Below are 22036 nucleotides of genomic sequence, written 5' to 3'. Positions count from 1 at the left end.
GGAACCCCATGCTCACCATCGCGCTGTCCAAGGGCCGCATTCTCGATGACACCCTGCCGCTGCTGGCAGAGGCAGGCATCGTGCCCACCGAGAATCCGGACAAGAGCCGCAAGCTCATCATCCCGACCACCCAGGATGACGTTCGCCTGCTGATCGTCCGCGCCACCGACGTGCCGACCTACGTCGAACACGGCGCTGCCGACCTCGGCGTGGCGGGCAAGGACGTGCTGATGGAGTACGGCGGGCAGGGGCTCTACGAGCCCCTCGACCTGAAGATCGCCAACTGCAAGCTGATGACCGCCGGTGCGGTCGGCGCGCCGGAGCCCAAGGGGCGCCTGCGCGTGGCCACCAAGTTCGTCAACGTCGCCAAGCGCTACTACGCCGAACAGGGTCGCCAGGTCGACGTGATCAAGCTCTACGGCTCCATGGAGCTGGCCCCGCTGGTCGGTCTGGCCGACAAGATCATCGACGTGGTGGACACCGGCAACACCCTGCGCGCCAATGGCCTGGAACCCCAGGAACTCATCGCCACCGTCAGCTCCCGCCTGGTGGTCAACAAGGCCTCGATGAAGATGCAGCACGCACGCATCCAGGCCCTCATCGACACGCTGCGCGAAGCGGTCGAGAAGCGACACCGTCACTGATACCCGTTGCCCTCCAGGCCCGTTTCCCGCTCGGGAGCCGGCCTGGCGTGCAGCTCCGGCCCTATCCGTGTCATAGCGAATTTTCTCGGGTGCCCGCACGGTGGGCTTGGTAGTCTAGCGGCGCCCGAGTTAACGCCATTCTTACAAGAGGCTCGCTATGACTGCTCCCATTGCTATCCGTCGTCTCAATGCCGCTGATCCGGACTTCGGTCGACACCTGGATCATCTGCTGAGCTGGGAAAGCGTTTCCGACGAGGCGGTCAACCAGCGCGTCCTCGACATCATCCAGGCCGTGCGTGAGCGTGGCGATGCCGCCGTGGTCGAGTTCACCCAGCGCTTCGATGGCGTGCAGGCCACCACCATGGCGGAGCTGATCCTTCCTCGCGAGCGTCTGGAACTGGCCCTGACCCGCATCACTGCCGAACAGCGCCAGGCGCTGGAGAAGGCCGCCGAGCGGGTGCGCTTGTACCACGAGAAGCAGAAGCAGGACTCCTGGACCTACACCGAGGCCGACGGCACCGTGCTGGGCCAGCAAGTCACCCCGCTGGACCGCGCCGGCCTGTACGTACCGGGCGGCAAGGCGTCCTACCCGTCTTCCGTGCTGATGAATGCCATCCCGGCCAAGGTCGCCGGCGTGGCCGAAGTGGTGATGGTGGTGCCGACCCCCCGTGGCGAGATCAACGAGATCGTCCTCGCCGCCGCCTGCGTGGCCGGCGTCGACCGCGTCTTCACCATTGGTGGCGCCCAGGCCGTGGCCGCGCTGGCCTACGGCACCGAGAGCGTGCCGCGTGTCGACAAGATCGTCGGCCCCGGCAACATCTACGTGGCCACTGCCAAGCGCCACGTCTTCGGCCAGGTGGGCATCGACATGATCGCCGGCCCCTCGGAGATCCTGGTGGTCTGCGACGGTGACACCGACCCGGACTGGATCGCCATGGACCTGTTCTCCCAGGCCGAGCACGACGAGGATGCCCAGGCCATCCTGGTCAGCCCCGATGCCGCGTTCCTCGACAAGGTGGCTGCCAGCATCGACAAGCTGTTGCCGACCATGGAGCGTGCCGAGATCATCCGCACGTCCCTCAGCAACCGCGGCGCGCTGATCCAGGTCACCGACCAGGCCCAGGCCTGCGTGGTGGCCAACCGCATCGCCCCGGAACACCTGGAGCTGTCTGTGGCCGAGCCCGAGGCCTGGCTGCCGCACATCCGCCACGCCGGCGCCATCTTCATGGGCCGCTACACCGCCGAGGCCCTGGGCGACTACTGCGCCGGCCCGAACCACGTGCTGCCGACGTCCGGCACCGCGCGTTTCTCCTCGCCGCTGGGCGTGTATGACTTCCAGAAGCGTTCGTCGATCATCTACTGTTCCGCTGATGGCGCGTCCGAGCTGGGCAAGACCGCTTCCGTACTGGCCCGTGGCGAGTCGCTGACCGCCCACGCCCGCAGTGCCGAATACCGGATCAAGGGGGAGTGAGCATGAGCAAGTTCTGGAGTCCCTTCGTCAAGGAACTGGTGCCCTACGTACCGGGTGAACAGCCGAAGATCGCAAACCTGGTGAAACTGAACACCAACGAGAACCCCTACGGCCCTTCGCCGAAGGCCATCGCCGCGATGCAGGCGGAGCTGGGCGATAGCCTGCGCCTCTACCCGGACCCGAACAGCGACCGCCTCAAGCAGTCCGTTGCCGACCACTACGGTGTGACCACAGCCCAGGTGTTCGTCGGCAACGGCTCGGACGAGGTGCTCGCGCACATCTTCCACGGCCTGTTCCAGCACGGTCGCCCGCTGCTGTTCCCCGACGTGACCTACAGCTTCTACCCGGTCTACTGCGGCCTCTATGGCATTCCCTTCGAGGCGGTGCCGCTGGACGAGCAGTTCCAGATCCGTGTGGAGGACTACGCACGTCCCAACGGCGGCATCATCTTCCCCAACCCGAACGCGCCCACCGGCTGCCTGCTGACCCTGGACGCCGTGGAGGCCCTGCTGAACGGCAGCCCGGACTCGGTGGTGGTGGTCGACGAGGCCTACATCGACTTCGGCGGAGAGAGCGCCATCGCCCTGGTCGACCGCTACCCGAACCTGCTGGTGACCCAGACCCTGTCCAAGTCCCGCTCCCTGGCCGGCCTGCGTGTGGGCCTGGCGGTGGGGCACCCGGACCTGATCGAGGCCCTGGAGCGGATCAAGAACAGCTTCAACTCCTACCCGCTGGATCGCATGGCGATTGCCGGCGCGGCGGCGGCCTTCGATGACCGCGCCTGGTTCGATGAAACCCGCCGGCGCGTCATCCACAGCCGCGAGCAACTGGTGGCGGCGCTCGAAGCCCGTGGCTTCGAGGTGCTGCCGTCAGCAGCGAACTTCGTCTTCGCCCGGCACCCGGGCAAGGATGCCGCGGGCATCGCGGCGGGGCTGCGGGAAAAGGGCGTGATCGTGCGCCATTTCAAGCAGGCGCGCATCGCTCAGTTCCTGCGCATCACCATCGGTACGCCGGAGCAGAACCAGGCGCTGCTGGATGCCCTGGACGCGAGCTGATCGCGAAGCGGTAACGAAAAAGCCGAGGCATGACCTCGGCTTTTTCATGGGCGGACGCTGGCGGCCTCAGTCGTTCTCCGCCGGTGCCACCTGCTGGGGCGGGCGCAGGCCCACCTCCGCCACCAGTTCCAGCAACTTGCCGTTGCGCATCACCTGGATGCTGACCTTCTCGCCGGGCTTGGTGCGGGCCACCTGGTTCATCGAGCGGCGGCCATCGCCTGCCGGCTCACCGTCGATGGCGAGGATGATGTCCCCCGGCAGCAGGTTGGCGCGCTGGGCCGGGCTGTCTCGGTAGATGCCGGCAACCACGATGCCGGGGCGGCCGGTGAGGCCGAAGGACTCCGCCAGCTCCGGTGTCAGCGGCTGCACCTCGATGCCCAGCCAGCCACGGATCACCTGGCCGTGCTCGATGATGGCCTTCATCACCTCCAGGGCCAGCTTGGTGGGGATGGCGAAACCGATGCCCTGGGAGCCGCCGGTGCGGGAGAAAATCGCGGTGTTGATGCCCACCAGATTGCCGGCGGCATCCACCAGCGCGCCCCCCGAGTTGCCCGGGTTGATGGCCGCGTCGGTCTGGATGAAGTCCTCGTAGGTGTTCAGGCCCAACTGGTTGCGGCCCGTGGCGCTGATGATGCCCATGGTCACCGTCTGGCCGACCCCGAACGGGTTGCCGATGGCCAGGGCGACGTCGCCGATGCGGATGGCGTCGGAACGCCCGAGGGTGATGGCCGGCAGGTTGTCGAGGTCGATCTTGAGAACCGCCAGGTCCGTTTCCGGGTCGCTGCCCACCAGGCGGGCCAGGGTTTCGCGGCCATCCTTGAGGGCGACGACGATCTGCTCGGCACCGGCGGTGACGTGGTTGTTGGTCAGCAGGTAGCCCTCGGGACTCATGATCACCGCCGAGCCCAGGCTGGACTCCATGCGGCGCTGGCGAGGCAGGTTGTCGCCGAAGAAGCGGCGGAACTGCGGGTCGTCGAACAGCGGGTGCGCCGGTTTGCTCACCACTTTGGTGGTGTAGAGGTTGACTACGGCGGGCGATGCGCTGTCCACCGCCTCGGCGTAGGACTCGGGGCCGGGGCGCGAGACGCTGTAGCGGGGTGCTTCCTGAAGGTGGACTTCCTGGCGGGGCAGGCCCACCAGCTCGGGGTACTGCTGGATGATCAACAGGGCGACCAGTACGCCGACAAGCAGGGGCCAGCCGAAGAAACGCAGGGCCTTGGACATCGAGGGGAATCCTGAGGGTTGCGAGGGGGGAGAGGCCCCCTTAAGGTGGCGGCCATTATACGGGGCGGCGACGAAGAAAATAGCCGCGCGAAACAGCTTGTGAGGAGAGGCGGATGGCCATCGCACTGACCACCCTGGTGGAAGAAGCGGATCGTTACCTGGGCGCGTCGCGCATCAGCGACTACTGCCCCAACGGGCTGCAGGTGGAGGGGCGCCCCCAGGTACGGCGCATCGTCAGCGGCGTCACGGCCAGCCAGGCCCTGCTGGATGCGGCGGTGGAGGCCGATGCGGACGTGGTGCTGGTGCACCACGGCTATTTCTGGAAGGGCGAGAGCCCCTGTGTCACCGGCATCAAGCAACGCCGGTTGAAGACGCTGCTCACCCACGACATCAGCCTGCTGGCCTATCACCTGCCGCTCGATGTCCACCCTGAGGTGGGCAACAACGTGCAGCTGGCACGGCAGCTCGACATCACCGTGGAAGGCCCCCTCGACCCGAACGATGCCAAGGTGGTCGGCCTGGTCGGCTCGTTGTCCGAGCCGATGGCGGCGCTGGACTTCGCCCGGCGCGTGCGCGACGTGCTCGGCCGCGAACCGCTGCTGGTGGAGGGATCGCGGTCGATCCAGCGCATCGGCTGGTGCACCGGCGGCGGCCAGGGCTACATCGACACGGCCATCGCGGCAGGCGTCGATCTCTACCTCACCGGCGAGGCATCCGAGCAGACCTTCCATAGCGCGCGGGAAAACGATGTCGGTTTCATCGCGGCCGGCCACCACGCCACCGAGCGCTACGGCGTGCAGGCGCTGGGCGAATACCTGGCTCGGCGCTTCGCAATCGAGCACCTGTTCATCGACTGTCCCAACCCGGTTTGAGGTGCTTTCGGCGCCCATTTCCGCGGCTATATAACTAGATCGTTTCGTTCTAACAGGGCGCCTCAATATAAGGAGGCGCTGTGCTAGAGTGCGCGCTCGTCCACGGCCCGAAGGCCGTCGTATAAGACCGAAATCCGTGAGTAGCCATGCTCGATAAACTGACGCACCTGAAACAGCTGGAGGCGGAAAGTATCCACATCATTCGTGAGGTGGCCGCCGAATTCGACAACCCGGTGATGCTCTACTCCATCGGCAAGGACTCTGCCGTGATGCTCCACCTGGCACGCAAGGCCTTCTTCCCGGGCAAGCTGCCGTTCCCGGTGATGCATGTGGACACCCAGTGGAAGTTCCAGGAGATGTACCAGTTCCGCGACAAGATGGTCAGCGAACTGGGACTCGAGCTGATTACCCACGTGAACCCCGAGGGCAAGGCCCAGGGCATCAACCCCTTCACCCACGGCAGTGCCAAGCACACCGACATCATGAAGACCGAGGGCCTCAAGCAGGCGCTCGACAAGTACGGCTTCGATGCCGCCTTCGGTGGCGCCCGCCGTGACGAGGAGAAGTCCCGCGCCAAGGAGCGGGTGTATTCCTTCCGCGACAGCAAACACCGATGGGACCCGAAGAACCAGCGCCCCGAGCTGTGGAACGTCTACAACGGCAAGGTGAAGAAGGGCGAGTCGATCCGCGTGTTCCCGCTGTCCAACTGGACCGAGCTGGACATCTGGCAATACATCTACCTCGAGCAGATCCCGATCGTCCCGCTGTACTTCGCCGCCGAGCGCGAAGTGATCGAGATGAACGGCGCGCTGATCATGATCGACGATGAGCGCATCCTCGAGCACCTGACGCCCGAGCAGAAGGCCAGCATCCAGAAGAAGATGGTGCGTTTCCGCACCCTGGGCTGCTACCCGCTCACCGGTGCGGTGGAGTCCACCGCCCAGTCGCTGCCGGAAATCATCCAGGAAATGCTCCTGACCCGTACCTCCGAACGCCAGGGCCGTGTCATCGACCATGACCAGGCCGGTTCGATGGAAGAGAAGAAACGTCAGGGCTACTTCTAAGGATTCCGCACCATGAGCCACCAATCCGATCTGATCAGCCAGGACATCCTCGCCTACCTGGCCCAGCACGAGCGCAAGGAACTGCTGCGCTTCCTCACCTGCGGCAACGTCGACGACGGCAAGAGCACCCTGATCGGGCGCCTGCTGCATGACTCCAAGATGATCTACGAGGACCACCTCGAAGCCATCACCCGTGATTCCAAGAAGGTCGGCACCACCGGTGACGACGTCGACCTCGCCCTGCTGGTGGATGGCCTCCAGGCCGAGCGCGAGCAGGGCATCACCATCGACGTTGCCTACCGCTACTTCAGCACCGCCAAGCGCAAGTTCATCATCGCCGACACCCCCGGCCACGAGCAGTACACCCGCAACATGGCCACCGGGGCCTCCACCTGCGACCTGGCGATCATCCTGGTGGATGCCCGCTACGGCGTGCAGACCCAGACCCGCCGCCACAGCTACATCGCGTCCCTGCTGGGCATCCGCCACATCGTCGTGGCGATCAACAAGATGGACCTCAAGGACTTCGACCAGGGTGTGTTCGAGTCTATCAAGGCGGACTACCTGCAGTTCGCCGAGCGCATCGGCCTCAAGCCCAGCTCCCTGCACTTCGTGCCGATGTCGGCGCTGAAGGGCGACAACGTGGTCAACCGCAGCGAGCGTTCGCCCTGGTACACCGGCCAGCCGCTGATGGAGATCCTCGAGAGCGTCGAGATCAGTGGCGACCGCAACCTCGATGACATGCGCTTCCCCGTGCAGTACGTGAACCGCCCCAACCTGAACTTCCGTGGCTTCTCCGGCACCCTCGCCAGTGGTGTGGTGCACAAGGGCGACGAAGTGGTGGCGTTGCCGTCGGGCAAGGGCAGCCGTGTCAAGTCCATCGTCACCTTCGAAGGCGAGCTGGAGCAGGCCGGCCCGGGCCAGGCGATCACCCTGACCCTGGAAGACGAGATCGACGTGTCCCGTGGCGACATGCTGGTGCATGCCGACAATCGCCCGCTGGTCAGCGATGCGTTCGACGCGATGCTGGTGTGGATGTCCGAGGAGCCGATGCTCCCGGGCAAGAAGTACGACATCAAGCGCGCCACCAGCTACGTGCCGGGCTCCATCCCCAGCATCACCCACAAGGTGGACGTGAATACCCTGGAGCAGGCCGCTGCCAGCAGCCTGCAGCTGAACGAGATTGCCCGGGTCAAGGTCAGCCTCGACGCCCCCATCGCCCTCGATGGCTACGAGCAGAACCGCACCACCGGTGCCTTCATCGTCATCGACCGCCTGACCAACGGCACCGTCGGCGCCGGCATGATCATCGCCGAGCCTCAGTCCGGCGCGGGCCATCGTGACCCCCTTGGTCACGTCAGCAGCGAGGAGCGCGCCGCGCGCTTCGGCCAGCAGCCGGCCACCGTGCTGTTCACCGGCCTTTCCGGCGCGGGCAAGAGCACCCTGGCCTATGCCGTGGAACGCAAGCTGTTCGATGCGGGACGTGCCGTCTACGTGCTGGATGGCCAGAACCTGCGCCACGACCTGAACAAGGGGCTACCGCAGGATCGTGCAGGCCGCACCGAGAACTGGCGTCGCGCCGCCCACGTGGCGCGCCAGTTCAACGAAGCCGGCCTGCTCACCCTGGCCGCCTTCGTCGCGCCGGATGCCGAAGGCCGCGAGCAGGCCAAGTCGCTCATCGGTCCCGAGCGGCTGATCACCGTCTACGTGCAGGCCTCGCCGCAGGCATGCCGCGAGCGTGATCCCCAGGGACTCTACGCGGCCGGCCAGGACAACATCCCGGGCGAGTCCTTCCCCTACGACATCCCGCTGAATGCCGACCTGGTGGTCGACACCCAGAGCCTGTCGGTGGAGGAGGGGGCCAAGGCAGTCCTCGACCTGCTGCGCAGCCGCGGCCTGATCTAAGCGCCGCTCCACGAAAATGCCCCGCTCAGGCGGGGCATTTTCTTTGGAGCGGGCGTTGAGCTTTGCCCCATGAAGAAGGCCCCGCATGTGCGGGGCCTTCTGTTTGCGGTGCGTTGGATCAGTACTTGCCCTTGAGGCCGAAGCTCTCGTCCAGCGTACCGGGTGAGTCCGGAGCTTTCGGGGCGTAGTCCTTGGGCGCCTCGTTGCTGCGCGGCGGTGTCAGGCGCTCGCGGGTGCCGGGGGCGTCGTCGGCGTGCAGGGCAGCCAGCAGGCGCTGGCGGGTCAGCTCGTCGAGGGCAAGGCGGTTGGCGCCTTCGGACAGGTGTTCCTGGACCTCCTGATAGCTCTGGGTGAGTTTCTTGACCAGGCTGGCGGTGGTGTTGAAGTGGGTGACCACTTCGCTCTGGTAGGTGTCGAAGCGGGCCTGCAGGTCGTCCAGCTGGCGCTGGGTGCGATTGGGGGAGGTGCCCGGCAGCACGCGGGCCACCAGGAAACCGATGCCGATGCCGGCGAGCAGGGCGAGGGCCGGTAACAACCAGGCCGTGAGCGACTGTTCCACGAGTCCTTCCTCTATAAGCGGCTTTGCTTTACGTTAACGGCTCGAATCTGCGCTGTATACCGCGACGCAAGCCCTATGTGGTGCCTAACCAAGACGAGTCGACCCGGCCTGGGGTCACGGAGTTCCCGTTGTCCAATCGTGAAAATCCCATCCTGCTCCAGGGGCCTTGCGGGTCGCTGGAGGCACTTCACCTCGACCTGCCCGACGCCCGTGGGCTGGCGCTGATCTGCCACCCGAACCCCGTGCAGGGCGGGACCATGCTCAACAAGGTGGTCTCCACCCTCCAGCGCACCGCGCGTGATGCAGGCGACGCCACGTTGCGCTTCAACTACCGGGGCGTAGGCGCCAGCGCCGGCAGCCACGACATGATCACCGGCGAGGTGGACGATGCCGAGGCGGCTGCCCGCTGGTTCATCGAGCAGCATCCCAGCCAGCCGTTGACGCTGCTGGGCTTCTCCTTCGGCGGTTTCGTGGCGGCGAGCCTGGCAGGGCGGCTGGAACGCGAGGGTGTCGAAGTACCTCGATTGGTGATGGTGGCCCCGGCGGTGATGCGCCTTGCCGATCCGGCCGAGCTGCCCGAGCGCGCGGCGCTGACGGTGATCCAGCCCGAGGCCGACGAGGTGGTTCCACCCCAGGCGGTGTATGACTGGTGCGCGAGCCTGACACGCCCCCACGAGTTGCTGAAAGTGGCAGAATGCGGCCACTTCTTCCACGGCAAGCTGACCGATCTGAAGGACCTGGTCCTGCCGCGTCTCTGATTCCGAACGAAGTCCGACAAGCGAAAACCATGACCACTCGTATCCTCACCGGTATCACCACCACCGGCACGCCCCACCTGGGCAACTACGCCGGCGCCATCCGTCCCGCCATCGTCGCCAGCCGCGCCAGCGATGTGGATTCGTTCTACTTCCTGGCCGACTACCATGCGCTGATCAAGTGCGACGACCCCGCGCGCATCCAGCGTTCCCGCCTGGAGATCGCCGCCACCTGGCTGGCCTGCGGGCTGGATACCGACAAGGCGACTTTCTACCGCCAGTCCGACATTCCCGAGATCCCCGAACTCACCTGGCTGCTCACCTGCGTCAGCGCCAAGGGCCTGCTGAACCGTGCCCATGCCTACAAGGCCTCGGTGGACAAGAACGTCGAGGCCGGCGAAGACCCGGACGCCGGCGTCACCATGGGTCTGTATAGCTACCCGGTGCTGATGGCGGCGGACATCCTCATGTTCAACGCCCACAAGGTGCCGGTCGGCCGCGACCAGATCCAGCACGTGGAGATGGCACGTGACATCGGCCAGCGCTTCAACCACCTGTTCGGCGCCGGTCGCGAGCTGTTCACCCTGCCCGAGGCGGTGATCGAGGAAGAGGTGGCCACGCTGCCCGGCCTCGATGGTCGCAAGATGTCCAAGAGCTACGACAACACCATCCCGTTGTTCGGCAGCGCCAAGCAGCTCAAGGATGCGATTGCCCGCATCGTCACCGACTCCCGCGCGCCGGGCGAGCCGAAGGACCCGGACAGCGCTCACCTGTTCACCCTCTACCAGGCCTTCGCCACGCCGGAGCAGCTGGCCGCGTTCCGTGCCGAACTGCTTGACGGCCTGGCCTGGGGCGAGGCCAAGCAGCGCCTGTTCCAGTTGCTGGACAACGAGCTGGGCGAGGCCCGCGAGCGTTACCACGCACTGATCGAGCGCCCGGCGGATCTGGAGGACATCCTCCTGGCCGGTGCCGCCAAGGCCCGCAAGACCGCGACGCCCTTCCTCAACGAACTGCGTGAAGCGGTCGGCCTGCGTTCCTTCCGCAGCGCGGTGCAGGGCAATGAAGGCGGCAAGAAGAAGGCGACCAAGAGCGCGCGCTTCGTCAGCTTCCGCGAGGACGACGGCAGCTTCCGCTTCCGCCTGCTGGATGCCGCGGGCGAGCAACTGCTGCTCTCCAGCGCCTTTGCCGACGGCAAGGCAGCCGGCCAGGTGACCAAGCGCCTGCAGGCCGGCGAGACCTTGGATATTCGCGTGGACGGCAATGCCTTCGCGGTGTGGCTGGACGGTGCGGCCGTGGCACAGAGCCCGGCCTTCGCCGACGTTCAGGCCTGCAAGCAGGCCATCGAGCGGCTGCGCGAGGCGCTTGCACCGCAAGACTGAATGCCCGGCGCAAGCCCGCATTCCGGCTGATTGCCAATCAACGGGGCCGTCACTAAAGTGACGGCCCCGTTTTTCCTTGCCTTGCTATCGATCATGACCCCCCTCGAGCGCTATCAGGCCGACCTCAAGCGGCCGGACTTCTTCCACGACGCGGCGCAGGAAAATGCCGTGCGTCATCTGCAGCGGCTCTACGACGATCTGATCGCCGATGAGCGAGCCAAGCCCGGGCTGTTCGGCGGCCTGTTCGGCAAGAAACGCCAGGGACCGGTGAAAGGCCTCTACTTCTGGGGTGGGGTCGGCCGCGGCAAGACCTACCTGGTGGACACCTTCTTCGATGCGCTGCCCTTCAAGCAGAAGATGCGCACGCACTTCCACCGCTTCATGAAGCGCGTCCACGAGGAAATGAAGACCCTCAAGGGCGAGAAGAACCCGCTGACCATCATCGGCAAGCGCTTTGCCGATGAGGCCCGGGTCATCTGCTTCGATGAGTTCTTCGTCTCCGACATCACCGACGCGATGATCCTTGCCACGCTGCTGGAAGAGCTGTTCAAGAACGGCGTTTCGCTGGTGGCCACTTCCAACATCGTCCCGGACGGCCTCTACAAGGACGGCCTGCAGCGCGCGCGCTTCCTGCCGGCCATTGCGCTGCTCAAGGAGCACACCGAGATCGTCAACGTCGACAGCGGCGTGGACTACCGCCTGCGTGCCCTGGAGCAGGCGGAGCTCTACCACTGGCCGCTGGGCCCGGCCTCCGAGGCCAGCCTGAAGGCCAGCTTCAAGAGCCTGCTGCCGGACTGCACCCATGCGCAGGAGGGCGAGATACTGATGGTGGAGAACCGCGAGATCCGTGCCGTGCGCGTCTGCGAAGACGTCGCCTGGTTCGAGTTCCGCGAGCTGTGCGATGGCCCGCGCAGCCAGAACGACTACATCGAGCTGGGCAAGATCTTCCACGCGATCATCCTAGCCAACGTGGAGCAGATGGGGGTGGCCAAGGACGACATGGCGCGTCGCTTCATCAACCTGGTGGACGAGTTCTACGACCGCAACGTGAAGCTGATCATTTCCGCCGAGGTGGAGCTGAAGGACCTCTACAGCGGTGGCCGCCTGAACTTCGAGTTCCAGCGCACCCTGAGCCGCCTGCTGGAGATGCAGTCCCACGAGTTCCTCTCCCGCCCGCACAAGCCCTGAGGCGTGCAGGCATGAAAAAGGGCAGGTCTCGGACCTGCCCTTCTTTCATTTCCGCCTTTCGCGCTCAGCGTTGGGCCACTTCCTTCTCGTATTGCTTGAGCAGTTGCTGCGCGTGGGCCACTTCGAGCGCCTCCATGGCGTTGATGGGCTTGATGGCCACCGCCTTGCGCAGATGTTCCAGCACCTTTTCCTGCTCGTCTTCGCCGTACACGTAGACCAGGGCGTTGGCGTATTCGTAGTGGCCGATGGGCAGGTCGTCCTTGGCGGTGAAGGAGCGGGTGAAGTACTGCTCCATCTTGTCCGCGCTGACCCCGTAGGTCATCTTGCCCACCAGCTTGCCGACCTTGCGGATCACCCCGGCTTCATAGCCGCCATACAGGGCGAGGGCGAAGGGCTGGCGAGGCTGCTTCTTCAGCAGGGCGTCCAGTTCCTCGGGGATCTGGCTGGTGTAGCCGCGTTTGAGCACCACCGGCACCGACAGCTCCTCGCCCAGGCGTGCCTTGGCGTAGACGCGGCCGAACTGGGCCACGGTGTCAGCCTGGACCAGATCGCCGGCCTCGTCGGTGTACGTGATGACTTCCTCCAGCAGGCGGTGTTTCTCGGCCTGGTCGGGGGCGAGGAACATGGCGTAGATCACCTGGGCGAACATCGCCGGCACCTGGCCGCCCACGCCCAGTTCCAGGCCCTTCTTCTTCGCCTGTTCGAAGTCGCCACGGAACATCAGTCGCCAGACGTCCTGCAGGCGCGCGGCGTAGGCCTCTGCTTCCTCGGGCTTGCCGGTGAAGCCGGTGTTGCCGGCTACGGTCATCTCCAGTGCCTTGGGGTTCTGAGTGGCCATGGTCACCACCCAGTCGGCATCGGGGAACGGGTAGTCGGGGCCGAAGCCACGCGTCAGCTGGGGCCAGGCCTGGCGCAGCTTGTCGCCGGAATAGTCGTAGGCGGACTGGTCGTAGGGGAAGGGTTTCCAGCTGTCGTCGGCAGTGGCATGAAGGCTGGCGGCGGCCAGCAGGGCGAGCAGGTAGCGGCGCATGGGAGAGTACCTTTCTTGTTGTTCTGCGCATCCGCCCTCGGGCGGCGAAGGGTCGAGAGCCCGCTAGGGCCTGGCGCGGATCATAAGATGCTCACCCCGGGGGCCAACCCATCCTTGGGATGGCCGCGTCAGTCGCCTTTGTGCTGGAACTGCCGGCGGTACTGGTTGGGCGACAGGGTCGTGTGCTGGCGGAACAGTCGGGCGAAGAAGCTGGCGTCGTCGTAGCCCACTTCGTAGCTGATGGTCTTGATGCTCTTGCGGGTGGCGGAGAGCAGGCCCTTGGCTGTTTCGATGCGTAACCGTTGCAGGTAGTGCAGCGGTTTGTCACCGGTGGCGGCCTGGAAGCGCCGCATGAAGTTGCGGATGCTCATGCCGTGATCCCGGGCCACGTCCTCGAAGCGGAACTTGTCGGCGTAGTGCTCCTCGAGCCAATGTTGGATCTGCAGGATGGTGACGTCCTGGTGCAGCTTCTGTCCGCCGAAGCCGATGCGCCCGGGCGAGTAGCTGCGCTGGACCTCGTAGAGGATGTCGCGGGAGACCGCCTGGGCGATGGAGGCGCCGCAGAAGCGCTCGATCATGTAGATGTAAAGGTCGCAGGCGGAGGTGACGCCGCCGGCGCAATAGAGGTTGTCGGCGTCGGAGAGGTGCTTGTCCTGGTTGAGCTGGACCTTGGGGAAGCGCTCGGCGAACTCACGGAAGAAGCGCCAGTAGGTGGTCGCCTCCTTGCCGTCCAGCAGCCCGGCCTGGGCCATCCAGAACACGCCGGTCGCTTCGCCGCAGATCATGCTGCCGGCGCCGTGCCGCTCGCGCAGCCAGGGCAGTATCTGGGGGTAGCGCGCGCACTGGGCGTCGAAGTCGTCCCAGAACGCGGGGAGGATGATGACGTCGGCGGCATCCAGGGGGCCGTCCACCGGCATGGTCACTTCGCTGAAGCTGCGCACCGGCTGCCCGTCCGGGCTGACCAAGTTGATCTGGAACGCGGGCCTCAGCCCCTGGCCCTGCAGCTTGCTGTAGCGCAGGCTGGCCATGTGGAAGAAGTCCTTGGCCTGCATGAGGGTGGAGGCGAAGACGCCGTCGGTGGCGAGGATGCTCACCCGCCTTAGGGTGGGGGACTGCTGAATGGTCATGGTCTTGTTCTTATTAGGGGAAAGCGGTCATTAGGCGGCTGGATCGTCTTATTTTTTGTCGCAAGTGTCCAGTGTGTGCCAGCGCAGGCCTGTCCTACAGTCGGGGCCTTCTTCGACCGACTGCCCGTGAAGGTGACGCGATGATCCCCAGAACGCTCTTCAGCCCCGAACATGAACTCTTCCGTGACAGCGTGCGCCGTTTCCTCGAAGAGGAGGCCGTGCCTTTCCATCACCAGTGGGAGAAGGATGGGCACGTGGACCGGGCCTTGTGGAACAAGGCGGGGGAGGCGGGGCTGCTCTGCTCCCACATTCCCGAGGCCTATGGCGGCGTCGGGGCCGACTTCCTCTACAGCACGGTGGTGATCGAGGAGATCGGTCGCCTGGGTCTCACCGGTATCGGCTTCTCGTTGCATTCGGACATCGTGGCGCCCTACATCCTTCATTACGGCAGCGAGGAGCAGAAGGAGAAGTACCTGCCGCGCCTGGTCAGCGGCGAACTGGTGACGGCCATCGCCATGACCGAGCCCGGGGCGGGGTCCGACCTGCAGGGGGTGAAGACCACGGCGGTGCTGGATGGCGACTACTACGTGATCAACGGCTCCAAGACCTTCATCACCAACGGGTTCCTGGCCGATCTGGTCATCGTGGTTGCCAAGACCGATCCCAAGGCGGGGGCCAAGGGCACCAGCCTGTTCCTGGTGGAGGCGGATACGCCCGGCTTTTCCAAGGGCAAGCGCCTGGAAAAGGTGGGGATGAAGGCCCAGGACACCTCCGAGCTGTTCTTCCAGGACGTCCGGGTGCCCAAGGAGAACCTGCTGGGCCAGGCAGGCATGGGCTTCGCCTACCTGATGCAGGAGCTGCCCCAGGAACGCCTGACGGTGGGCATCGGGGCACTGGCTTCGGCGGAGGCGGCGCTGAAGTGGACCCTCGACTACACCCGCGACCGCAAGGCGTTCGGCAAGGCCATCGCGGAGTTCCAGAACACCCGCTTCAAGCTGGCGGAGATGGCCACCGAGATCCAGATCGGCCGGGTCTTCGTTGACCGATGCCTGGAGCTGCACCTGCAGCGCAAGCTCGACGTTCCGACAGCCGCGATGCTCAAGTACTGGGGTACGGACCTGCAGTGCAAGGTGCTGGACGAGTGCGTGCAGCTGCACGGTGGCTATGGGTTCATGTGGGAGTACCCGGTAGCTCGCGCCTGGGCGGATGCTCGCGTGCAGCGCATCTATGCGGGCACCAACGAGATCATGAAGGAGATCATTGCCCGTTCGCTGTAAGGCCCCGGGGCCGCCGCCGGGCAGTGCGGCGGACCCTTCCCGCTGGCTCCGGGTCTACCCTGTGTCGATTTTCCGGAGCCTGTTCATGAGTACTTCCCCCTTCGATGACTGGGACGGCAGCGTCCGCCATGCCAAGCGCCTGCAGGGCGAACTGGCTGCGCGGGTGGTGCTGGTGGATGACTTCGCGCCGCTGAAGGTGGTGGCGGGCGTCGACGTCGGCTTCGAGGAGGGTGGACAGATCACCCGGGCCGCTGCGGTGTTGCTGGATGCCGATGACTACCGCCTGCTGGGCCAGGTGGTGGCGCGGGTGCCGACGTCCATGCCCTACGTGCCTGGGCTGTTGTCCTTCCGTGAACTGCCGGCGCTGTTGAAGGCGCTCGCTGGATTGCCGCAGCGGCCGGACTTGGTGTTCTGCGACGGGCAGGGGATCGCCCATCCGCGCCGGCTCGGTATTGCGTCGCACCTTGGCGTGGTGACCGGGTTGCCGACCATCGGCGTGGCGAAGAAGGTGCTGGTGGGGCATCACGCTGAGCCAGGCCTTGCCCGTGGCGAGCATGTGCCGCTGGAGCACGAGGGCGAACAGATCGGCTGGATGCTGCGCAGTCGGGACCGCGTGGCGCCGCTGGTGGTGTCGCCCGGGCACCGGGTGTCGATGAGCAGCGCGCTGGAGCTGGTCTTGCGTGGCTGCCGAGGTTATCGGCTGCCAGAGCCGACCCGGCTTGCGGATCGGCTGGCATCCCGGCGGGGCGACATGCCCGCTGCTGGAGCGGAGACGCTGCCGGGGTTGTTCGGCTAGGTCAGGGAGCGGGGTTCGGCTGGTCGCGATGAATCTCGGCAATCCCCTCCAGTACGGCATCGGGCAGCTTCAGTTCGCTGCTGGCGAGGTTGCTTTCCAGCTGTTCGAGGTCGGTCGCGCCGATGATGTTGCTGGTAACGAACGGCTGGGCGGTGACGAAGGCAAGGGCCATCTGCGCCGGGTCCAGTCCGTGCTCACGGGCCAGGGCGACATAGCGTGAGCAGGCCGCCTTCGCTTGCGGGTTGGTGTAGCGGGTGAAGCGACTGAACCGGGTGATGCGCGCCTGGGGCGGTTGTGCGCCGTTCTCGTACTTGCCGGAGAGCATGCCGAAGGCCAGGGGTGAATACGCCAGCAGGCCGCACTGTTCGCGGATGGCGACCTCCGCCAGGCCCACCTCGAAGGTGCGATTCAGCAGGTTGTAGGGATTCTGGATGGATACGGCGCGGGGGAGCCCGAGACGGTCGGCCAGTTGCAGGAAGGTCATGGTTCCCCAGGGCGTCTCGTTGGACAGGCCGACGTAGCGGATCTTGCCGGCCTTGACCTGCTCGGCGAGTGCTTCGAGGGTCTCCTGCAGGGGCGTGAAGTCTTCGTCCCGGTGGCGATAGCCCAGTTGGCCGAAGTAGTTGGTGCTGCGTTCGGGCCAGTGCAGCTGGTAGATGTCGATCCAGTCGGTCTGCAGGCGCTTGAGGCTGGCGTCGAGCGCAGCGGCGATGTGGTGCCGGTTGTGCTTCAGGTTGCCGTCACGGATGTGGGTGATGCCGTTGCCCGGCCCCGCGACCTTGCTCGCCAGGACCCAGTCAGCCCGATCCCGCCTGGCGGCGAACCAGTTGCCGATGATGGTTTCGGTGGCGCCGTAGGTCTCGGGGCGAGGAGGGACGGGGTACATCTCCGCCACGTCCATGAAGTTGATGCCGTAGGCCTTGGCGCGTTCGATCTGGGCGAATGCCTCGGTCTGGGAGTTCTGCTCGCCCCAGGTCATGGTGCCGAGGCAGAGGCTGCTAACCTTCACATCCGTGCGGCCGAGTTGACGGTATTGCATGGTGGCTCCTCGTCGGGCGAAAGATCGTTATCAAATCAGGTTGAAATTTTTCCTGCAATCGGCATAATTCCGCGGCTTTCTTTGCGGGGATGCCTAGCCTGCCGAGAAGGAAGGCGGGGATGCCTAGCCTGCCGAAAAACCTTTTGCCGTAGCGGACGCGCTGACCCGAGCCCCCGATAGCGTCTGTTTCCGGCTGCCCTGTGTTGCCAGGGCGAGCACTATTCAGTAAGATCCGCCGTCTTATTTTCAGGGCGGCCCCTGAGGCTATAGCGAATGAAGACTTTTACTGCAAAACCGGAAACTGTTAAGCGCGACTGGTATGTCGTCGACGCTGCCGGTCAGACCCTGGGTCGTCTGGCCACCGAAATTGCAAGCCGTCTGCGCGGCAAGCACAAGCCGGAATACACTCCGCACGTTGACACCGGCGACTACATCGTTGTCATCAACGCCGAGCAGATTCGTGTCACTGGTTCCAAGACCACCGACAAGAAGTACTACTCGCACTCCGGTTTCCCGGGTGGCATCAAGGAGATCAACTTCGAGAAGCTGATCGCCAAGGCGCCTGAGCGCGTGATCGAGACCGCGGTCAAAGGCATGCTGCCGAAGAACCCGCTGGGTCGCGACATGTATCGCAAGCTGAAGGTGTACAAGGGTGCCGTCCACCCGCACACCGCTCAGCAGCCCCAAGAACTGAAGATTTAACGGGATAGATTCATTATGTCGGCGACTCAAAATTACGGCACTGGCCGTCGCAAGACTGCAACCGCGCGCGTCTTCCTGCGCCCGGGTACTGGCAAGATCTCCATCAACAATCGCAGCCTGGAGCAGTTCTTCGGCCGCGAAACCGCTCGCATGGTCGTGCGTCAGCCGCTGGAGCTGACCGAGACCGTCGAGAAGTTCGACATCTATGTCACCGTTCTCGGTGGCGGTGTCAGCGGTCAGGCCGGTGCCATCCGTCATGGCATCACCCGCGCCCTGATCAGCTACGACGAGTCCCTGCGTAGCCCGCTGCGCAAGGCCGGCTACGTGACTCGCGATGCCCGCGAAGTCGAGCGTAAGAAAGTCGGTCTGCGTAAAGCGCGTAAGCGTCCGCAGTACTCCAAGCGCTAATACGGCGCTGCAAGAAACGCCCAGGTTCCTTTTGGCCTGGGCGTTTTTTTATGCCTGTGGAAAAGTGGGCTGCGACAGCTTGTCGCACTCCCGAATCCCTAGTGGTTCAAGGCTTTCAGCTGTTTTGTATCCGGCTATTACCTTGTCATCAGAGGGGGTTTTCTTTACCATTTGGCGAATTTTTTGCGCGGCTCGATTTTTACTTAGTAGAGGCCTGAACAACAGGCCGCAAAGCTGATGGGAGACGACTGAATGAGCAATGACGGCGTGAATGCAGGCCGGCGTCGCTTCCTTGTGGCAGCCACATCCGTGGTGGGTGCTGCAGGAGCGGTGGGTGCTGCGATCCCGTTTGTGGGGTCATGGCAACCCAGTGCCAAGGCCAAGGCCGCAGGTGCACCTGTGAAGGTGAACATCGGCAAGATCGACGCGGGCCAGCAGATTGTCGCCGAATGGCGCGGTCAGCCCGTGTTCATCGTGCGCCGCACGGAGGAAATCCTCGGCAATCTGGCCAAGATCCATGACCGCATGGCTGACCCGGAGTCCAAGGCATCCGTGCAACCGACCTACGTCGATCCGCAGAAGCGTTCGATCAAGCCGGAAATTCTGGTGTTGGTCGGTTTGTGCACCCACCTGGGCTGCTCGCCCTCCTTCCGTCCCGAGGTCGCCCCGGCTGACCTGGGTGCCGAGTGGGTCGGTGGTTACTTCTGCCCGTGCCACGGTTCCCGCTACGACCTCGCTGGCCGCGTCTACAAAGCGCAGCCTGCCCCCTTGAACCTGCCGGTGCCACCCCACTCCTACGAGTCGGATGATGTCATCATCATCGGCGTGGACCAGGAGAAGGCATGATGAGCAAATTCATGGAATGGATCGATGCGCGCTTCCCCGCCACCAAGATGTGGGAAGACCATCTGAGCAAGTACTACGCTCCCAAGAACTTCAACTTCTTCTATTTCTTCGGCTCGCTGGCTCTGCTGGTTCTGGTCAACCAGATCCTGACCGGCGTCTGGCTGACCATGAGCTTCACTCCGTCTGCGGAAGAAGCCTTCGCCTCCGTCGAATACATCATGCGCGACGTGGAATACGGGGTGATCATCCGTTACCTCCACTCCACGGGTGCGTCCGCGTTCTTCATCGTGGTCTACCTGCACATGTTCCGCGGCCTGCTCTACGGCTCCTATCAGAAACCCCGTGAGCTGGTGTGGATCTTCGGCATGCTGATCTACCTCGCCCTGATGGCCGAGGCCTTCATGGGCTACCTGCTGCCCTGGGGCCAGATGTCCTACTGGGGTGCACAGGTGATCATCTCGCTGTTCGGCGCGATCCCGGTCATTGGTGACGACCTCACCCAGTGGATCCGTGGTGACTACCTGATCTCCGGCATCACCCTGAACCGCTTCTTCGCCCTGCACGTGATCGCTCTGCCGATCGTGATCCTGGGTCTGGTGGTCCTGCACATCCTGGCGCTCCACGAAGTGGGCTCCAACAACCCGGATGGCGTGGATATCAAGAAGAAGAAGGACGAGAACGGCATTCCGCTGGACGGTATCGCCTTCCACCCCTACTACACCGTGAAGGACATTGTCGGTGTGGTGGTGTTCCTCTTCGTGTTCTGCTTCGTGGTGTTCTTCTTCCCGGAAATGGGTGGGTACTTCCTCGAGAAGCCGAACTTCGAACAGGCCAACCCGTTCAAGACGCCGGCACACATTGCTCCGGTCTGGTACTTCACCCCGTTCTACGCGATTCTGCGTGCGGTACCTGACAAGCTCATGGGCGTCATCGCCATGGGTGCAGCCATTGCGATTCTCTTCGTCCTGCCATGGCTGGATCGCAGCCCGGTGCGCTCCATGCGCTACAAGGGCTGGCTGAGCAAGATCTGGCTGCTGGTGTTCTGCGTTTCCTTCATCATCCTCGGCGTGCTGGGTGTTCTGGCGCCGACCCCGGGCCGTACGCTGGTATCGCAGGTGTGCACCATCCTGTACTTCGCGTACTTCATCCTGATGCCGTTCTACACCAGGATGGAAAAAACCAAACCGGTTCCGGAAAGGGTGACAGGCTGATGAAAAAGCTATTTGCTGCATTTGTTATCGCTCTCCTGCCGGTTGCCGTGTTCGCTTCCGGCGGCGAAGAGGTTGAACTGGATCATGTCGAAATCGACCTGACCGACAAGGCCGCCATGCAGGACGGTGCACGTACCTTCGCCAACTACTGCATGGGCTGCCACGGTGCCAAGTTCCAGCGCTATGAGCGCGTAGCCAAGGACCTGGGCATTTCCGAAGAGCTGATGATGCAAAACCTGGTGTTCACCGGTGCGAAGATCGGTGATCACATGCAGAGCGCCATGAAGCCGAACGACGCCAAGGTGTGGTTCGGTGCAGCTCCGCCGGACCTGACCCTGGTGGCTCGCGTCCGTGGCACTGACTGGCTGTACAGTTACCTGCGTGCCTTCTACGAAGACCCGGCCCGTCCGTGGGGTGTCAACAACAAGGTCTTCCCGAACGTGGGCATGCCCAACGTGCTGGTTGGCCTGCAGGGTCGCCAGGTTGTTGGCTGCAAGCAGGTCCAGGTCGTCGAGCATGGCAAGAAGCAGTTCGACCCGCTGACTGGTGCGCCGATCACCCATGAAGCGTGTGACCAACTGACCATCGTTCCGAAGACCGGCAAGCTGACCGAGGCCGAGTTCGACCAGAAGATCCAGAACCTGGTTACCTTCCTGGCCTACTCCGCTGACCCGAACAAGCTGCACATGCAGCGCATCGGGACCTACGTTCTGCTGTACCTGGCCTTCTTCTTCGTGTTCGCCTACCTGCTCAAACGTGAGTACTGGAAAGACGTTCACTGATCGAACGCTGATGCTGTAACGCGCGCGCCCTGATGGGCGCGCGCTTTTTTTGACCCCGCGTAACTTCAAGCGAGGAGGGCGCCATGGCGGCTATCACCAAGCTGACCTGTTACTCCGACCCCGCGGACCACTACTCCCATCGTGTACGTATCGTCCTTGCCGAGAAAGGCGTTGCCGTGGACATCATCGATGTCCTCAGCGGCCAGTGCCCGCCGAAGCTGATCGAGTCGAACCCCTACGGCACCGTGCCTACGCTTCTGGACCGTGATCTTGCGCTCTATGAGCCGACGGTGGTGATGGAGTACCTGGAAGAGCGCTATCCGCACCCGCCGCTGATGCCGGTCTATCCCGTTGCGCGGGGTAATACCCGGCTGCTCATGCACCGGGTTCAGCGCGATTGGTGTTCGCTGGTTGACCTTGTGCTGGATCCGAAGGCCAAGGACGCTGCCAAGGCGCAGGCCCGAAAGGAGCTTCGGGAAAGCCTTACCGGTGTATCCCCGTTGTTTGCCGACAAGCCTTTCTTTCTCAGTGAAGAGATGAGTCTTGTAGACTGCTGCCTGTTGCCCATCCTCTGGCGTTTGCCGAAGTTGGGTATCGAACTGCCTCGTCCGGCCAAGCCGCTTCTCGAGTATATGGATCGCCATTTCTCGCGGCCGGCTTTCCAGGCGAGTCTTTCGGACGTTGAGCGCGATATGCGTTGAG

22 protein-coding genes are annotated in these 22036 nt (G+C 64.3%); 17 read left to right on the top strand and 5 right to left on the bottom strand.

The annotated features are described in order from the left end of the window. The first annotated feature begins 8 nt into the window (after positions 1 to 8). From hisG to hisC, 3 genes are all read left to right on the top strand, one after another. A complete protein-coding gene (hisG, locus tag BM198_RS18150; RefSeq protein ID WP_044409663.1) occupies positions 9 to 644 on the top strand; it encodes an ATP phosphoribosyltransferase in 636 nt (211 codons plus the stop codon). A 157-nt stretch (positions 645 to 801) separates the two neighbouring features. Then, positions 802 to 2115, top strand: coding sequence for a histidinol dehydrogenase (hisD, locus tag BM198_RS18145; protein WP_074971619.1), 1314 nt, complete (start codon positions 802 to 804; stop codon positions 2113 to 2115). A gap of 2 nt (positions 2116 to 2117) precedes the next feature. Beyond that, positions 2118 to 3170, top strand: a complete 1053-nt coding sequence (gene hisC, locus BM198_RS18140) for a histidinol-phosphate transaminase (protein ID WP_074971618.1) — start codon at positions 2118 to 2120, stop codon at positions 3168 to 3170. Between the two features lie 66 nt (positions 3171 to 3236). Here the strand turns inward: hisC and algW are convergent, their stop codons facing one another. Then, the gene (gene algW / locus BM198_RS18135) at positions 3237 to 4394 is read right to left on the bottom strand and encodes a Do family serine endopeptidase AlgW (protein ID WP_074971617.1); all 1158 of its coding nucleotides are present in this window, start codon (positions 4392 to 4394) and stop codon (positions 3237 to 3239) included. Positions 4395 to 4507: 113 nt separating this feature from the next. Between algW and BM198_RS18130 the strand changes: the two genes are divergently transcribed. From BM198_RS18130 to cysN, 3 genes are all read left to right on the top strand, one after another. After that, positions 4508 to 5266, top strand: a complete 759-nt coding sequence (locus BM198_RS18130) for a Nif3-like dinuclear metal center hexameric protein (RefSeq protein ID WP_044409652.1) — start codon at positions 4508 to 4510, stop codon at positions 5264 to 5266. A 146-nt stretch (positions 5267 to 5412) separates the two neighbouring features. Continuing rightward, positions 5413 to 6330, top strand: a complete 918-nt coding sequence (cysD, locus tag BM198_RS18125) for a sulfate adenylyltransferase subunit CysD (RefSeq protein ID WP_074971616.1) — start codon at positions 5413 to 5415, stop codon at positions 6328 to 6330. 12 nt (positions 6331 to 6342) lie between these two features. Continuing rightward, positions 6343 to 8235: a sulfate adenylyltransferase subunit CysN gene (cysN, locus tag BM198_RS18120; RefSeq protein ID WP_074971615.1), complete on the top strand. Its 1893-nt coding sequence runs from the start codon at positions 6343 to 6345 to the stop codon at positions 8233 to 8235. A gap of 118 nt (positions 8236 to 8353) precedes the next feature. On the opposite strand, the gene BM198_RS18115 is transcribed toward cysN, so the two are convergent. After that, positions 8354 to 8794 carry a Z-ring associated ZapG family protein gene (locus BM198_RS18115; protein WP_044409644.1) on the bottom strand — a complete coding sequence of 147 codons (441 nt, stop codon included), beginning with the start codon at positions 8792 to 8794 and terminating at the stop codon, positions 8354 to 8356. 128 nt (positions 8795 to 8922) lie between these two features. Between BM198_RS18115 and BM198_RS18110 the strand changes: the two genes are divergently transcribed. The 3 genes from BM198_RS18110 (at position 8923) to zapE (ending at position 12116) form a co-directional block, all read left to right on the top strand. After that, a complete protein-coding gene (locus tag BM198_RS18110) occupies positions 8923 to 9552 on the top strand; it encodes an alpha/beta hydrolase (RefSeq protein ID WP_074971614.1) in 630 nt (209 codons plus the stop codon). Between the two features lie 29 nt (positions 9553 to 9581). After that, positions 9582 to 10928 carry a tryptophan--tRNA ligase gene (locus BM198_RS18105; RefSeq protein ID WP_074971613.1) on the top strand — a complete coding sequence of 449 codons (1347 nt, stop codon included), beginning with the start codon at positions 9582 to 9584 and terminating at the stop codon, positions 10926 to 10928. Positions 10929 to 11021: 93 nt separating this feature from the next. Next, a complete protein-coding gene (gene zapE / locus BM198_RS18100; RefSeq protein WP_074971612.1) occupies positions 11022 to 12116 on the top strand; it encodes a cell division protein ZapE in 1095 nt (364 codons plus the stop codon). 64 nt (positions 12117 to 12180) lie between these two features. On the opposite strand, the gene BM198_RS18095 is transcribed toward zapE, so the two are convergent. Further along, complete coding sequence (locus tag BM198_RS18095; protein ID WP_044409632.1) at positions 12181 to 13146, bottom strand: hypothetical protein; 966 nt, start codon at positions 13144 to 13146, stop codon at positions 12181 to 12183. 128 nt (positions 13147 to 13274) lie between these two features. Next, positions 13275 to 14273, bottom strand: a complete 999-nt coding sequence (locus BM198_RS18090) for a GlxA family transcriptional regulator (protein ID WP_044409628.1) — start codon at positions 14271 to 14273, stop codon at positions 13275 to 13277. Positions 14274 to 14413: 140 nt separating this feature from the next. On the opposite strand from BM198_RS18090, the gene BM198_RS18085 reads away from it, so the two are divergent. Further along, positions 14414 to 15550, top strand: a complete 1137-nt coding sequence (locus BM198_RS18085) for an acyl-CoA dehydrogenase family protein (RefSeq protein ID WP_074971611.1) — start codon at positions 14414 to 14416, stop codon at positions 15548 to 15550. Positions 15551 to 15635: 85 nt separating this feature from the next. Beyond that, positions 15636 to 16346 carry a deoxyribonuclease V gene (gene nfi / locus BM198_RS18080; protein ID WP_074971610.1) on the top strand — a complete coding sequence of 237 codons (711 nt, stop codon included), beginning with the start codon at positions 15636 to 15638 and terminating at the stop codon, positions 16344 to 16346. A gap of 1 nt (position 16347) precedes the next feature. Here nfi and BM198_RS18075 read toward each other — a convergent pair whose 3' ends face one another. After that, complete coding sequence (locus BM198_RS18075; RefSeq protein WP_074971609.1) at positions 16348 to 17385, bottom strand: NADP(H)-dependent aldo-keto reductase; 1038 nt, start codon at positions 17383 to 17385, stop codon at positions 16348 to 16350. Positions 17386 to 17658: 273 nt separating this feature from the next. Here BM198_RS18075 and rplM point away from each other — a divergent pair, with 273 nt between their 5' ends. From rplM to BM198_RS18045, 6 genes are all read left to right on the top strand, one after another. Beyond that, the gene (gene rplM / locus BM198_RS18070) at positions 17659 to 18087 is read left to right on the top strand and encodes a 50S ribosomal protein L13 (protein WP_074971608.1); all 429 of its coding nucleotides are present in this window, start codon (positions 17659 to 17661) and stop codon (positions 18085 to 18087) included. A 15-nt stretch (positions 18088 to 18102) separates the two neighbouring features. Beyond that, the gene (gene rpsI, locus BM198_RS18065) at positions 18103 to 18495 is read left to right on the top strand and encodes a 30S ribosomal protein S9 (protein ID WP_044409613.1); all 393 of its coding nucleotides are present in this window, start codon (positions 18103 to 18105) and stop codon (positions 18493 to 18495) included. Between the two features lie 252 nt (positions 18496 to 18747). Further along, positions 18748 to 19341, top strand: coding sequence for a ubiquinol-cytochrome c reductase iron-sulfur subunit (gene petA, locus BM198_RS18060; protein WP_044409610.1), 594 nt, complete (start codon positions 18748 to 18750; stop codon positions 19339 to 19341). After that, positions 19341 to 20552 (top strand): cytochrome b, encoded by a 1212-nt coding sequence (locus tag BM198_RS18055; protein WP_044409607.1) that lies wholly within the window; start codon positions 19341 to 19343, stop codon positions 20550 to 20552. Before petA ends, BM198_RS18055 begins: the two co-directional genes overlap by 1 nt. After that, complete coding sequence (locus BM198_RS18050; protein ID WP_044409604.1) at positions 20552 to 21334, top strand: cytochrome c1; 783 nt, start codon at positions 20552 to 20554, stop codon at positions 21332 to 21334. The genes BM198_RS18055 and BM198_RS18050 overlap by 1 nt, the downstream gene beginning before the upstream one ends. Positions 21335 to 21417: 83 nt before the next feature. Further along, on the top strand, positions 21418 to 22035 hold the full coding sequence (locus tag BM198_RS18045; RefSeq protein ID WP_074971607.1) for a glutathione S-transferase N-terminal domain-containing protein: 618 nt from the start codon (positions 21418 to 21420) through the stop codon (positions 22033 to 22035). Position 22036: the final 1 nt, after the last annotated feature.

The sequence above is a fragment of the Metapseudomonas otitidis genome (assembly GCF_900111835.1).
Classification (GTDB): Bacteria; Pseudomonadota; Gammaproteobacteria; order Pseudomonadales; family Pseudomonadaceae; genus Metapseudomonas; species Metapseudomonas otitidis.
The sequence above is the reverse complement of the archived record's forward strand: the minus strand, read 5'-3'. Positions and strand labels throughout refer to the sequence as shown.

Coding starts and splice junctions, on each gene's coding strand:
- BM198_RS18055 (WP_044409607.1), top strand. CDS start 19,341: ATGAGCAAATTCATGGAATGGATCGATGCGCGCTTCCCCGCCACCAAG.
- rpsI (WP_044409613.1), top strand. CDS start 18,103: ATGTCGGCGACTCAAAATTACGGCACTGGCCGTCGCAAGACTGCAACC.
- BM198_RS18095 (WP_044409632.1), bottom strand. CDS start 13,146: ATGCGCCGCTACCTGCTCGCCCTGCTGGCCGCCGCCAGCCTTCATGCC.
- zapE (WP_074971612.1), top strand. CDS start 11,022: ATGACCCCCCTCGAGCGCTATCAGGCCGACCTCAAGCGGCCGGACTTC.
- cysN (WP_074971615.1), top strand. CDS start 6,343: ATGAGCCACCAATCCGATCTGATCAGCCAGGACATCCTCGCCTACCTG.
- BM198_RS18050 (WP_044409604.1), top strand. CDS start 20,552: ATGAAAAAGCTATTTGCTGCATTTGTTATCGCTCTCCTGCCGGTTGCC.
- hisD (WP_074971619.1), top strand. CDS start 802: ATGACTGCTCCCATTGCTATCCGTCGTCTCAATGCCGCTGATCCGGAC.
- nfi (WP_074971610.1), top strand. CDS start 15,636: ATGAGTACTTCCCCCTTCGATGACTGGGACGGCAGCGTCCGCCATGCC.
- algW (WP_074971617.1), bottom strand. CDS start 4,394: ATGTCCAAGGCCCTGCGTTTCTTCGGCTGGCCCCTGCTTGTCGGCGTA.
- rplM (WP_074971608.1), top strand. CDS start 17,659: ATGAAGACTTTTACTGCAAAACCGGAAACTGTTAAGCGCGACTGGTAT.
- BM198_RS18130 (WP_044409652.1), top strand. CDS start 4,508: ATGGCCATCGCACTGACCACCCTGGTGGAAGAAGCGGATCGTTACCTG.
- BM198_RS18085 (WP_074971611.1), top strand. CDS start 14,414: ATGATCCCCAGAACGCTCTTCAGCCCCGAACATGAACTCTTCCGTGAC.
- hisC (WP_074971618.1), top strand. CDS start 2,118: ATGAGCAAGTTCTGGAGTCCCTTCGTCAAGGAACTGGTGCCCTACGTA.
- BM198_RS18045 (WP_074971607.1), top strand. CDS start 21,418: ATGGCGGCTATCACCAAGCTGACCTGTTACTCCGACCCCGCGGACCAC.
- BM198_RS18075 (WP_074971609.1), bottom strand. CDS start 17,385: ATGCAATACCGTCAACTCGGCCGCACGGATGTGAAGGTTAGCAGCCTC.
- cysD (WP_074971616.1), top strand. CDS start 5,413: ATGCTCGATAAACTGACGCACCTGAAACAGCTGGAGGCGGAAAGTATC.
- BM198_RS18105 (WP_074971613.1), top strand. CDS start 9,582: ATGACCACTCGTATCCTCACCGGTATCACCACCACCGGCACGCCCCAC.
- petA (WP_044409610.1), top strand. CDS start 18,748: ATGAGCAATGACGGCGTGAATGCAGGCCGGCGTCGCTTCCTTGTGGCA.
- BM198_RS18090 (WP_044409628.1), bottom strand. CDS start 14,273: ATGACCATTCAGCAGTCCCCCACCCTAAGGCGGGTGAGCATCCTCGCC.
- hisG (WP_044409663.1), top strand. CDS start 9: ATGCTCACCATCGCGCTGTCCAAGGGCCGCATTCTCGATGACACCCTG.